The sequence below is a fragment of the Pseudonocardia alaniniphila genome (assembly GCF_022524485.1).
Lineage (GTDB): Bacteria > Actinomycetota > Actinomycetes > Mycobacteriales > Pseudonocardiaceae > Pseudonocardia > Pseudonocardia alaniniphila.
In genome coordinates this window covers 206,142-218,632 of sequence record NZ_JAKXMK010000019.1, presented here as the reverse complement: position 1 = coordinate 218,632, position 12,491 = coordinate 206,142, and the positions used below count along the sequence as shown (strand labels likewise).

Annotated in this window: 11 protein-coding genes; 1 reads left to right on the top strand and 10 read right to left on the bottom strand. The window is 72.1% G+C overall.

The annotated features are described in order from the left end of the window. Nucleotides 1–48: 48 nt before the first annotated feature. Complete coding sequence (locus MMF94_RS22490; RefSeq protein WP_241039109.1) at nt 49–1,470, bottom strand: SDR family oxidoreductase; 1,422 nt, start codon at nt 1,468–1,470, stop codon at nt 49–51. 18 nt (nt 1,471–1,488) lie between these two features. Next, nucleotides 1,489–2,004: a DUF6319 family protein gene (locus MMF94_RS22485; protein ID WP_241039108.1), complete on the bottom strand. Its 516-nt coding sequence runs from the start codon at nt 2,002–2,004 to the stop codon at nt 1,489–1,491. Nucleotides 2,005–2,174: 170 nt separating this feature from the next. Here MMF94_RS22485 and MMF94_RS22480 point away from each other — a divergent pair, with 170 nt between their 5' ends. Continuing rightward, nucleotides 2,175–2,627, top strand: coding sequence for a universal stress protein (locus MMF94_RS22480; RefSeq protein ID WP_241039107.1), 453 nt, complete (start codon nt 2,175–2,177; stop codon nt 2,625–2,627). 15 nt (nt 2,628–2,642) lie between these two features. Here the strand turns inward: MMF94_RS22480 and MMF94_RS22475 are convergent, their stop codons facing one another. The 8 genes from MMF94_RS22475 to MMF94_RS22440 all read right to left on the bottom strand — a co-directional run bounded on the left by MMF94_RS22475 (nt 2,643) and on the right by MMF94_RS22440 (nt 12,297). Beyond that, nucleotides 2,643–4,115 carry an APC family permease gene (locus MMF94_RS22475; RefSeq protein WP_241039106.1) on the bottom strand — a complete coding sequence of 491 codons (1,473 nt, stop codon included), beginning with the start codon at nt 4,113–4,115 and terminating at the stop codon, nt 2,643–2,645. Continuing rightward, nucleotides 4,115–5,620: a glutamine synthetase family protein gene (locus tag MMF94_RS22470; protein WP_241039105.1), complete on the bottom strand. Its 1,506-nt coding sequence runs from the start codon at nt 5,618–5,620 to the stop codon at nt 4,115–4,117. Before MMF94_RS22470 ends, MMF94_RS22475 begins: the two co-directional genes overlap by 1 nt. A 140-nt stretch (nt 5,621–5,760) precedes the next feature. Further along, nucleotides 5,761–8,244, bottom strand: coding sequence for an ATP-dependent helicase HrpB (gene hrpB / locus MMF94_RS22465; RefSeq protein ID WP_241039104.1), 2,484 nt, complete (start codon nt 8,242–8,244; stop codon nt 5,761–5,763). A gap of 47 nt (nt 8,245–8,291) precedes the next feature. Next, complete coding sequence (locus MMF94_RS22460) at nt 8,292–9,332, bottom strand: iron-containing redox enzyme family protein (protein WP_379660504.1); 1,041 nt, start codon at nt 9,330–9,332, stop codon at nt 8,292–8,294. After that, nucleotides 9,301–9,537 carry a CDGSH iron-sulfur domain-containing protein gene (locus MMF94_RS22455; RefSeq protein WP_241039102.1) on the bottom strand — a complete coding sequence of 79 codons (237 nt, stop codon included), beginning with the start codon at nt 9,535–9,537 and terminating at the stop codon, nt 9,301–9,303. Before MMF94_RS22455 ends, MMF94_RS22460 begins: the two co-directional genes overlap by 32 nt. After that, entirely contained in the window at nt 9,530–10,180 is a 651-nt protein-coding gene (locus tag MMF94_RS22450) for a HemK2/MTQ2 family protein methyltransferase (protein ID WP_338104312.1), read from the bottom strand. Before MMF94_RS22450 ends, MMF94_RS22455 begins: the two co-directional genes overlap by 8 nt. 42 nt (nt 10,181–10,222) lie before the next feature. Beyond that, entirely contained in the window at nt 10,223–11,236 is a 1,014-nt protein-coding gene (locus MMF94_RS22445) for a ferritin-like domain-containing protein (protein ID WP_241039100.1), read from the bottom strand. A 125-nt stretch (nt 11,237–11,361) separates the two neighbouring features. Next, nucleotides 11,362–12,297, bottom strand: a complete 936-nt coding sequence (locus tag MMF94_RS22440) for a serine/threonine-protein kinase (RefSeq protein WP_241039099.1) — start codon at nt 12,295–12,297, stop codon at nt 11,362–11,364. Nucleotides 12,298–12,491 lie beyond the last annotated feature (194 nt).

Here is a 12,491-nt window from a genome sequence, read left to right as displayed (position 1 = left end):
GAGTTGATACCGGATAGCATCCATCCGGGTTGTCCGAAATGCCAAAAGCTACCAATGAGTCGGGAAATAATCCTTCAAGAAACAGCCGTGCAGATCTTCGCCGGCCTCGCCGCGAATGATCGGGTCGTACACCCGTGCCGCCCCGTCGACGAGGTCGAGCGGTGCGTGGAAGCCCTCGTCGGCCAGTCGCAGCTTCAGCGGGTGCGGTCGCTCATCGGTGATCCAGCCCGTGTCCACGGCCGTCATCAGGATGCCGTCTGTCGCGAGCATCTCGCCCGCACTCGTGCGGGTGAGCATGTTGAGGGCGGCTTTGGCCATGTTGGTGTGGGGATGGCCGGGGCCCTTGTACGCGCGGGTGAACTGGCCCTCCATCGCGCTGACGTTCACCACGTACTTGCGCCGCGCGGTGGAGGCGGCCAATGCCGGGCGCAACCTGCTCACCAGAAGAAACGGTGCGGTCTGGTTGCACAGCTGCACTTCGAGCAGTTCGAGCGGATCGATCTCCTGCACGTGCTGGGTCCAGCTGTTCACCGGTGCGGTGTCCGGTAGGAGTCCGCCGGCGTCGATCGCGGTGCCGGCCGCGATCCGCTCGGCCGAGGCACTGCCTGCGGTGAGGGCCAGCTCGGTGAGGGCCGCGGGCGTGCGCTGCAGCCCGCCCGTGATGGCGGCCGGACGCTCGCCGCGCACGTGGTCGAAGGTGAGGATCTCGACCAGCTCGGCGGTGGCGCCGGGACCGGACTGCTCGGCCTCGAGCAGCGCGGCGTAGGAGCCGGGGGAGCGCCGCACGGTCTGCGCGGCGTTGTTCACCAGGATGTCGAGCGATCCCTCGGCGGCCACCGTGTCGGCGAGGCCGATGACCTGGGCCGGGTCGCGCAGGTCGATGCCGACGACCCGCAGCCGGTGCAGCCAGTCGGCGCTGTCGGGCATGGCGGTGAACCGGCGCACGGCGTCGTTCGGGAACCGGGTGGTGATCGTCGTGTGCGCCCCGTCGCGCAGCAGCCGGAGTGCGATGTACATGCCGATCTTCGCTCGTCCGCCGGTGAGCAGGGCGCGGCGGCCCGTGAGGTCGGTGCGGGCGTCGCGCTTGCTCCGGTTCAGCGCCGCGCAGGGCGGGCAGAGCTGGTGGTAGAAGGCGTCGACCACGTGGTAGCGGTTCTTGCAGGTGTAGCAGGCCCGGGAACGGAGCAGCGTGCCCGCTGTGGCGTCGGGGGCGGCGGAGACGAGCGGAATGCCGCGCGTCTCGTCGTCGATCCGTCCGGGAGAGCCCGTGGCCGTGGCCGCGGTGACCGCGTTGTCGGCGGCGGCGACGGCCTCGCGCTTCGCGGCCCGGCGCCGAAGCCGTACCGACTTGTAGATGCCGGCGGTGGCCCGCCGGATGCGGACCGCATCCGGATGCTCGGGAGGCAGTTCGTCGATCTCGGCGAGCACCCGGAGGCAGGTCTGCAGGTCGGCGGGGTTGATACCGGACACGCCCGAAGGGTACGGGTGTCAGTCGGTGATCTCTGCCAGTGCCTTACGCGCCTGCTCGAGCTCCGCCTCGAGAGCCGCGACGCGGGCGGCGCGCTGCTCCCGGGCTGCGCCGATCACGGCCTCGATGGGCCCGGCCAGCTCCTCGTGCAGCTCCTGGGCCGCGCGGGTGACCGCCGCGGCGGTGACCGGGAGGCCGCGGCTGAGCCACGTGGTGCCCTGCTTGAGCTCCGCCTGCCAGTCGCCGTCGGCGGTGCCGCTGACGGTGAGGGTGAGCTCGATCGTGCGGGTGGTGCGCGCGCTGCTGGAGCCCTTCGGGCGGCCGCGGCGGGGCTTCTCGCCTCCGGCGTCGGCGTCGGCGGGCTCCGGAGCTGCCGGGGCGTCGGACGGCGCTGACGCGGGCGCCGCGGCGGGTGCTGCCGATTCCGTGGGTGTCGACTCGGATGCCGGGCCGGCAGCAGGCTCCTCGGATGCGGTTTCCGGGGCGCTGGAGTCGGCGGAACGCCGGGGGGCGGTTGTGGCCTGGGGCGTGCTCATCGGTGTGGCGTGCTCCCTCTCGTGATAGTGCGGCGAACCAGGTTGATCGTAGAACATCCGTTCGAAATGCCCGGGGGGTGGGGTTGCCCACGCCCTGTACAAATGATTAGCAAAGCTATATAAACTGGCCTGGTGAAGATCAGGTCGTATCGGCCGCGAGGAACAATCCGATGAAGAACCGCTTCGAGCTCGGATGCGACGGCCCGATGACGCTGGTGGTCGGAGTGGACGGCTCGGACACCGGATGGCGTGCCTTCCATTACGCCCTCGGTCAGGCCCGCCGCCAGGGCGCACGGGTTGTCGCCGTGTTCGCGGAGAGCTTTCCGGCGGCGTCGTTCGCCGGTGCCGGGGCGCTGGCGCTCCCGATCGCCGAGGACTCGGCCGACGAGCTGCGCGAGGAGTTGCGCACCGACATCGAGAAGCTGGGCCGCGAGCACGGGGTGGACGTCCGCTTCGTCGTCGCCACCGCGGACCCGGTGCTGGCGCTGACGCAGGTGGCCGAGGAGGTCCGCGCCGACGCGATCCTGGTCGGCGCGAGCACCCATGCGGCCCACAAGCTGTTCGGGTCGGTCGCCGTGCGTGCGGTGCGCAGCGGACGCTGGCCGGTCACCGTCGTGCCGTAGGGGCCCGGTCCCGGGTCACCCCGCCGCGCGGGAGACGGCGGACGTGGGTTCCTCCTCGCCGAGGATCGACCCGATCCGGCCCACCGCCTCTGGCCTGCTGACGCGCAGGAGGCCGAGGGCGAGGAAGCCGAGGACGATAGCGGCCAGGGTGATGTAGGGCGTCATGTCCAGCGGCTCGGGCGGCGTCGGGTAGATAGAGCCGTACAGCGCCGCGGTGAAGATGATCACGCCCACCGCGGGCACCACGAGGTGGCGGACGAGGCAGTAGCGCTCGACGGAGCGCCGGAAGAACACCGCGCCGCCGATGCACAGCCCGATGTAGACGAGGATCACGCACAGCGTGCCCAGCGTCGCGAAGAAGTAGTAGACCGTGGTGGGTTCGCCGCCGAGATCCTTCGTGCCCAGCCCGAATCCGACCAGCGCGGCCAGCACGGTGGCCACCGCCGCCACGGTGAGTGCGGCGTTCGCGGGCGTCTGGAAGCGGGAGTGCGTGCGCCCCAGCCACGGCGGAAGTGCACCCTCGCGTCCCATCGAGAAGAGCGTGCGGGTGGCAGCGGTGGCGCACCCGACGCAGACGAAGAAGGCCGACAGCAATGCGCCGATCTCCACGAGAGACGCCAGCGTGTCACCCACGAACTGGGCTGCGATCGTCTTGAGTGCGAACGAGTCCGCGCCGAACGCCGCTCCGTTGTCCACGCCGAATCCGATGCACATGCTGTACGTCGTCCAGAGATAGAAGACGGTGGCCAGGCCGACCGCCGCGATTATGGCGATCGGAATGGAACGGCGCGGGTTCTTGGTTTCCTCGCCGAAGTCGGCGGCGCTCTCGAAGCCGATGTAGGACGTGATGCCGAGAATGATTCCGTAGAAGACCCCGGATAAGCCGCCCTTCTCGGTGTGGGCGAATGTGAACGGCTCGGCGGTGTTCCCCTGGGCGCCGCCCTTGGCCGTGACCGTGATGTCGACGACGAGGATCACGATGATCGTGATGGCCGCAACCGCCAGTTGAAGTCGGCTGGTCACCGAGATCCGGATGATCGACAACCCCACCAGAAGGATCATTCCGAGCAGGAAGATCGGGAACCACCAGACCTGACCCAGGCCCAGCAGGTCCGACGTGAGGTAGGCGACCGCGGCCATCGTCATCGGCACGAAGCAGACCAGGCCGAACGTGTACAGCCACCCGGCCATGAAGCCCATCGTCGGGCCGAGGCTGCGGCTGACGTAGGTGTAGGCGTAGCCGGCGGCGGCCATCCGGCGGGTGAATCCGATCACCACGGCGGCGAGGGCGAGGCAGGCGATGCCACCGAGCACGAATGCCAGCGGCGTGGAGCCGCCGGCGATCACCGCGACGCCGGGGACGTTGAGCAGCATCGCCATTCCGGGCGCCAGGATCGTCACGGAGATCGCGATCACGTCCCTCGTCGAGAGCGAGGCGGTGGCGAGGCCTGGGGACGGGACGAACGGGTCGCGTTGCGTGCTGTTCATCAGTAGAACTCGAAGTACTCGCGCTGCTGCCAATGGGCGGCAGCTGTGTCGGGGTCGTCGGCGGTGTCGCGGGCCGACTCGAAGCGGGCGTACTCGGCGCGTTTCATCAGCAGGTAGGAGTCGACGACCTCGGGGCCGAACTGCTCGCGGTAGAGCGGGTCCTTGTCCAGCTCGCCGATCGCGTCGAGCAGGGTGGTGGGCAGCGGCGGGGCCGGGTTGGCATAGGGATCGCTGGTGATCGCCGGTGGGGGTTGCAGCCCTCGGGCGATGCCGTCGCGGCCTGCGGCGAGGTCGGCGGCGAGCAGGAAGTAGGGGTTCGCCGCCGGTTCGGCGAGGCGGTTCTCCAGGTGCGTGCCGGGATCGCCAGGGGCGCCTTGGACGCGCACGAGGACGCCGCGGTTCTCCACGCCCCAGGAGATCCGGTCAGGGGCGAACGAGTAGGGAGCCAGCCTGGAATAGCCGTTCACGGTGGGAATGGCGAACGCGGCCATGGCAGGGGCGTGGGCGAGCTGTCCGGCCAGATAGCCCAGCCCGGTCGGGGACAGTACGGCGTCGGAGGAGCGGAAGACGTTCTCGCCCGCGGCGTCGGTCAGCGAGGCGTGCAGGTGCCATCCGCTCGCGAAGAAGTTGGGCAGCAGTGGCCGGCACATGAAGGTGGCGTGCAGTCCCTGCCGGGCGCTGATCTGTTTCACCGCCGAGCGGAAGAGGATCATGGCGTCGGCGGAGTCCAGACCGGCCATCGGGCTGAAGCTGATCTCGAGCTGTCCTGGTCCCCACTCGTCCTCGATCGCCCGGGGTGGCAGACCGATTGCGGCCAGCCCGTCGCGTATGGCGGTGATCGGGTCGTGCAGGGAGTCCAGGCGAACCTCGGAGAGGTACTGGTAGCCGAGCTGGACCGGTTCCACGGCGAGCGCTGCGGGGGGCTGCGTGGTGTCGTGCATGCCGATCGCCGGGGAGTGCCTGCGGGTGAGGTAGAACTCGACCTCCAGCCCGGTGGTGTAGGTCAGGCCCTGCTCGGCCAGTCGCCTCAGTTGCGTGCGCAGCACGTGCCGCGGGTCGAGCGGGACGGGGCTCCCGGTGGAGAAATAGGCGTCGCACAGCATCCAGGCCGTGCTGTCCGCCCAGGGCAGCACGCGGAACGTCGTGGGGTCCGGGACGATGACCACGTCCGGAAACCCGGTGAGTTCGTCGATCCCCAGCCCGCCGCCGGCCGCGAACGCCGCGGGGTAGACGAAGTTCGCCGTGTCCATGCTGTAGATCGCGCCCGAAAAGTCCACTCCACTGCTCAGTGCACTGATCGCTGCGTGGGGGGACAGGAACTTCGCCCGCGGCGTCCCGTGCTGATCCACCACCACGGCCCGGATGGTTTTGATTCCCAACCGGTCGATCTGCTCAGCCACGGCTGCAGCCGCGGCCTGCTGGTCAGCGGTGTGCAGGCCATGCTCGGCCACGAATCCCTGCCGGCCGATACCGGAGGCAGCCGACACGAAATTCGCTGCAGTCATTCGAATTGTCCACCTTTCCCCTGGGGTTCCCCAGTGCCGTGTGGCGTGGCCATTCTTCCTAGGTCGTGTGAAATCCGTGTGAGTTGTCGGAACGGCCCCGAAAGTAAGGAAAGAGAAAAGAGCAGTAATAGTGGGGGGAATCAGCGCCGATGGGACCGGCGGGTCGGTGTGGCGGTCAGCGGGTCCTCCGGCCAGTCGTGTTTCGGGTACCGGCCCCGCAGCTCGGCCCTGACCTGGGAGTAGCCGGTGGCCCAGAACGAGGCCAGATCGGTGGTGACCGCGGCCGGGCGGCCGGCGGGGGAGAGCAGGTGCAGCACCACCGGCAGCCGCCCCGCGGCAACGGCCGGGCCGGCGGTCCAGCCGAACGCCTCTTGCACCCGCACCGCCAATACCGGTCGCTCGCCGGAGTAGTCAAGCGCGATCCTGGAGCCGGACGGCACTGTGATCCGTTCGGGGGCGAGCTCGTCGAGGACGGCGGCCTGCCGCCAGCCCAGCATCGAGCGCAGAATCGCGCCGGCGTCGATCCGGCTGAGGTCCGCGCGGTTGCGGGCAGTGGTGAACGGACCGGTCCACCACCGGTCGGGGTCGGAGAGAATCGCCCTGTCCGATACGTCAGGCCAGTCGTCGGGCAGCACGCGGTGCAGGGTGGCGAGACGATCGCGCAGCCGCCTCGCTGCGTCGGTCCAGCGAAGCAGTCCGGTGCCCTCGGCCCGCAGGCCCTCGAGCAGCGCCTCGCGGAGGGCCGCCCGATCGGGACGGGCTTCCCGCTGCTCGTCCAGGACGATCGCGCCGAGCCGGCGGGCGTGCCGGGCCACGACGTCCCCGCGCGTCCGGCCGGCCGCCTGCCAGACCACCTCGTCGGCCTCGGAGAGCAGCGCGGGTGCGGCGAGCTCGGCCAGCTCCCGGTCAGCGGGGGCGGCCAGCCGCACCCGGCCGTTCTGAGCGCCGGGCGTGCGGTCGGCGACCGCGACGGCGAGCCACTCGTGACCGTCGAGTCCGCTGCCGGGGGACAGCTCGACGGCGGTGCCGCCCGCCATCAGGTAGAGCGACGAGCCCGCCGCCCGTCGGCGGGCCAGCCGCTCAGGATGCGCGAGAGCCACGACGAGCGCGGCTCGCCGGGCACGCTCCTGCGGGTCGTCATGAGCGCCGCCGCTTCCGCTCCTCGCGGCGGGCAGCAGGCGGGCCAGGCGTGTCACCTCGGCCCGCCAGCGGCGCGAGCCCGGCGCCTCACCCGAGCGCAGGCGGCGCAGCTCGCCGTCGACCTCGGCCCCGGAGGCGAGAGTGTCGTCGTCGAGCAGGGCCACCACCTCGGCCGCGTTGCGTGCGCCGACGAGCGTCGCACCGTCGAGCAGGGCCCGGGCCAGGCGAGGGTGCAGGCCCAGATCCGCCATTCGGCGCCCACGCTCGGTGGCGCCCGTCCCGTCGAGGGCGCCGAGCGCTCGCAGCACGTTCTGGCCGGCGAGCAGCGGACCTTCCGGCGGCGCGTCCCACCACCGCAGGGCGGAGCCGTCCGGGGTGCCCCAGCAGGCCAGGTCGAGCGCGAGACGGCTGAGGTCGGCGGTGCGGATCTCGGGTTCGGGGTAGCGCGCCAGCAGCTCCCCCTCGGGCCAGCAGCGGTACACGCGTCCGGGCCCCTCCCGGCCCGCCCGGCCGGCCCGTTGTTCGGCCACGGCGGCTGACAGGCGCACGGTGACGAGCCCCGCCAGGCCGCGGCGGTGGTCCACGCGGGGCACCCTGGTCTGCCCGGCGTCCACGACGACCCGGACCCCGGGCACGGTCAGGCTGGACTCGGCCACCGCCGTCGCGAGCACCACGCGGCGCCGGGGGCCGGGGCGCAGCGCCGCGTCCTGGTCGGCGGCCGGCATCCTCCCGTGCAGCGGCAGCACATCGGCGTCCACATCGGAGAGCGCCGATGCCGTGCGCCGGATCTCGGCGACGCCGGGCAGGAACGCGAGCACATCGCCGTCGTCCCCGGTGAGCGCGTCGCGCACCGCCCGGGCCACGCACGCCTCGATCCGCTCCCCACGCACCGGCGGCGTGTACCGCACCACGACGGGGAAGGTCCGCGCCTGCACCTCCAGCACCGGGGCGGGCGCGCCGGAAGCGCCGAGCAACTCGGCAAGCCTGCCGGTGGCGACCGTGGCCGACGTGGCGAGCAGACGCAGGTCGGGCCGCAGTCCATCGCGGGCGTCGAGGAGCAGGGCGAGCAGCACGTCGGCGTCGAGGTGCCGTTCGTGGGCCTCGTCGAGCACGACCGCGTCGACCCCGGCGAGCTCCGGGTCGGCGATCAGCCGGCGCAGCAGCAGGCCCGACGTGACGACCTCGATGCGCGTGGCCGCCGACCTGCGCGCATCGCCGCGCACCGCGTAACCGACGGTCTCGCCGACCCCCTCGCCCAGCAGTGCCGCCATCCGGGCGGCGGCGGCCCGAGCAGCGAGCCTGCGCGGCTCGGCGACCAGGACCTTCCCCTCCGTCCCCGCCGCGAGCGCCAGCGGCACGAGCGTGGTCTTGCCCGTGCCGGGCGGCGCCACGAGCACCGCGCTGCCCTGCGTGCTCAGCGTGGCCGTGACCTCGTCGAGCACGCCGCGGACGGGTAGGTCGGGAAGGTCGGGCGGCAGGATCATCCCCGCCAGTCTGCCGGGGCCGCTGTCCCGGTGGGCGGGTGCTCGTTCTACGACGCTCTGCCCAGCGCGGGGGCGTCGGGGAGCGGGTGCAGCAGCGCGGAGCGGTCCTGCGCCCAGCGCTCCAGCAGCAGGTCGCCGAACCGGTCGGCGAGGAGGCTGCTCGCGCGGATTCCGAAGACGATGTCCGCGGCCAGTGCGGGTTCGGCCGCCAGGAGCGGGGCGATCACGCCGCGTCGCACGGTCTGTTCGTGCACGGCGTCCGCCTCGACGTGCTCGGCGTAGAACTCGACCGCCGCGTCCGGCAGGTCGAGCCTGCGCATGGCGCGGACGAGCCGGTCGGAACCGGGGGAGGAGGTGAGCTCCACGGTGGCGAACTGGCCGACGAGCGCGCCGCGCAGCGCCCGGTGCAGCCCGCACACCGACATGAGGTTCACCTCGGCCAGAGTCTGGGCAGGCGCCGCGTCCAGGTACGCGCCGTAGGAGGCGTCGAGTTCGAGCGCGCGCATCATCTCGGCGAACAGGTGCGCGTGCATCCGGTCCGGATCGCCCGCGCCGTACTCGTCGTGCTCGACGCTCACCAGCGCGGCCTTCGCCGGCCCGTCCAGCCGCGGGATCACCCAGGCCTGCGGGTCGGCCTCTTTCAGGTGGTAGAGCGACCGGTGGGCGACGTACTCGCGCACCTGCCACCGCTCGCCGTCGCGGCGCAGGTGGTGGGAGACGCCGTGCGCGTCCACCGGTTCGACGAGCAGTGACTCCAGTTCGGCATCGACCGCGTCGATCGAGCCGTCGGATGGAGCGACGTCCGCGCGCAATGCGCCGAGGAAGATCCGTTCCATCTCCGCCCGGACCGTGAGCAGCGCAGGGTCCCACTCGAGGTCGTCCTCCACCCCCGCGAACCCGCGGTAGTGCAGCTCGTATAGGCAGTACAGCGCGAGCTGCAGATCCTCGCCGTAGGGATCGTCCGGGTCGACGGGCAGCAGGATCTCCGGCCCGCGGCGCAGCGATCCGATCACCGCCGCCGACAGTGGGCCGCGCGGCTCCGGCAGTGCAGGCGGCTCAACGAGCGCCGGTCGGCTTCTGCTGAGCACGGTCCTCCCCTTCGTCGTGACGCACCTTGCGCCGGTGGCTGGTGTCGCAGAACGGCTGGCGGCGGCTGCGCCGGCACGTGCACAGCGCGGTGACCGGACGATCGGAACGCACCCGCCGCCCGTCCGGCAGCACCACCTCGACGGGCCCGGACACGAGGAGCGGGCCCTCGTCGGTGAGCACGATCTCCCGTGCGGCGTCACGCATGACGCGCCCCGATGACGACGAGCTCTTCGAACCGCTGCCCCGGGTGGATCAGGTGGCGGGACTCCAGGAGCGCTGCGCGGGAGCGCATGACCGGGCCGAACGGGATGGTGGCCCGGGCGAGCGTCTCGGACGAGAGCCCCGCCCGCTGCAGCGCCTCGACCGTCGCGTCGGCGTCGCACACCGCCGACTGCACGATCAGCAGGTGACCGTCGGGTGCGAGGACATCGGGCACGCCCGCGCAGATCCGGTCGAGCAGCGCCCGCCCGTCCGGCCCGGCGTCCCAGCAGCGGGCCTTGCGGTGGCGCGGCAGGACGGCGGTCGGTGCGGGGACGTAGGGCGGGTTGGCCACGACCAGCCCGAAACGCCGCCCGGCCACTGGGGTGAAGAGATCTCCCCGGTGGACCGAGACGGGCGCTCCGTGCAGCCTGCTGTTGAGCCAGGTCGCGATCACCGAGCGCATCGACAGATCGACCGCTGTGACGGAGGCGGCGCCCGCGCGGGCCGCCGCCACCGCCAGCGCCCCGCTTCCGGTCCCGATGTCCAGAACGTGACGACCGTCGACGAAACCGCCCTGGCACATGACGTCGATCAGCAGTCGGGAGTCACCCTCGGCCCGGTACACCCCGGGTGGCCGCAGCAGCATCACGTCCGATCTGTGCCCGCTGACGGGAAAGCCAAACGCGGCTCATTCCACGCCGGTCGCGTCCTTCGCGAGCGCGGCGTAGCGCGTCTGCGCTGCCGAGATGACACCCGAGCGGTTCTTGTGTCCCTTCTCGAACACGATCATGACGCTGACGTCGGACGGGGTGGTCAGCTCGCGCAGCGCTGCGATCGCGGCCTGCGCCGTCATCTCCTCGTAGTGCGGGATGGGCAGCTCGGAGGCCTTGAGGCCGCCCAGCTCCGCTCGCGTCTCGTGTATCACGCCGGCCACGGCGTCCGCGCCGTCGCGTGCTGCCACACGCTCGGCCCGCTGGAGGGCCGCGTCCCGGCCTGCGGCGGCGACCTCGCGGGTGCCGTTGCCGAGCCGGACGACCTTCCCGGCCACGTCGCCGACGACGTCGAGCGCGTGCTCGCCCGTGCGGTAGGCGATGTCGACGGCGCGGTTGACCCGGTCCATCGCGAACCGCGTCGGCATGCCGGCCACGTGGACCATTCCTCCGGCCACCCGCTGGAGCGGTGTGGGGGCGAGCGCGGCGGGCCCGCCGCGTGCCTCCTCGGCGAGCACGGTGGTGAGCCATTCGACGGTGGTGGTGTGGGCGGCGACCAGGTCGTCGGCGAGCTTCTCGACGGCAGGCAGATCGGCTCGGTCGGCGAGGACGCGCAGGTAACGGGCGCGGGCGAGCAGTTGGTGTTCGAGGGCGAGGTCGTGCAGCAGCGCCTCGTCGATCGGCTGGGCCTGCTCCATCGTGCTCGTGATGAACGCGAGCACCCGGCCGAGGGCGGGGGTCATCACGTCGGGCACGGCGTCGAGCGCGCGCAGCTGGTCGGCGATGCGACGGGCGCGCCGCACCGCGTCGTCACTGTTCTGCCGCAGCTCGCGCCTGACCGCGTCGGTACGGGCCTGGGCGGTGCGGAACCCGGCGATCTGGGCTTCGGTGTTCGTGAGCTGATCGAGTGCGCGCAGCTGCGTGACGATCGTGTCGATCACGATGTTCCGGGTGGTGGCGTTCGGGGCCGTCGCGGTGCTGGGGTGTGCCATGGCGGCGATCAGTCCTCTCCGTGTCGGGGCGGTGTGTCTGGGTGCCCGTCTGCCGGAGTGCTCATCCGTCGCCCCCGCGTGAGCACGCTCTCGGGTGGATTCGGTGATCGGGCGATCGCCTGCGATCAGAGTTCGTCGAGCCGGGCGCGGGCCCGCGCGGTGCGCGTTGCGGCGGCGCCCGCCGCTCTGGCGGAGGCCCGTGCTGCGGTCTCGGCGTCGCGCGCCGAGGCCGTGGAGGTGCGCTCCCGGTCGCGCGCCGTGTCCAGCTCCGCGATCAGCTCGGCAACCCGGTCGCGGGCGGCGTCGCGGGCTTCCACCGCCGCGTCGCGGGCGTCTTCGTCGGTGTGCTGCTGAGCGCGCGCCGCGTCCTCCTCGGCCTCGGCCTCGGCGACGGCCCGTTCCCGCCGTTCGCGCTCGGCGCGCGCCCGTTCGGCCCGTTCGCGTTCGGCGCGCTCGATCTCGGCGGGGTCCGCCTCCACAGTCGGCGCCGGAGATTGCGGGGAGGGAGCCTCACGTACCGCGGGCATGGGCCAGGCGTCGGGATCGGCATCGGGGCCGAAGCCGGTGTAGCTGAGGGTGCGCGTGAGTCTGCCCGAGCGCACCTGTTCCGCGATCTCGGGCCGGGCCAGTGCGGCGTCGAGGATGCCTTGCAGCTCCCGCAGCACGCTCTCGGCGGCCGGGTCGCCCGCTTCCATCGCGAGCCTGCCCGCTTCCCGGGCCATGGCCGCGACGAGCTGATTGCGCGTGCTCGACAGTCTGCGCAGCGCCGCACCGTCGAGCGTGCGCTGTGCATCGGCGAGCCCGGCGGCGAGCGAGAGCAACCCGTCGAGCTGCTCGCGGCGGTGCCGCGCGAGCAGGTTGGCCAGCCACGCGGCCCGGGTGGGCCGGCGCAACCGGCCGATCGCCTTGGCGAGCTCGCGGTCGCCCCGTTCCCGGGCGCGGGCCGCGGCGGCGTCGCGCTCGGCGATGAAGTCGTCGGGCAGCACGCCGTAGAGGTTCTCGGCGACGGCATCGAGATCGGCGTCGGTGGCCTCGGCGGTCTCATCCGGATCATCCGGCACGAGACGACCTTAGTGTGTGGCGAAGGCGACATCAGACGACTCGGGCGATCCCGATCTCCACGGTTGCAGGCGCAACGGTTACCGTGGGGTAGCGCGAAGACGAGGTGGAACCCCGAGCCGCCTCTCGCGCCCGGCGGCCGCTTCCCCACCCCTCGAGAAGCGGCCGCCGGACCAGCACGAACGCGCTACCGTTC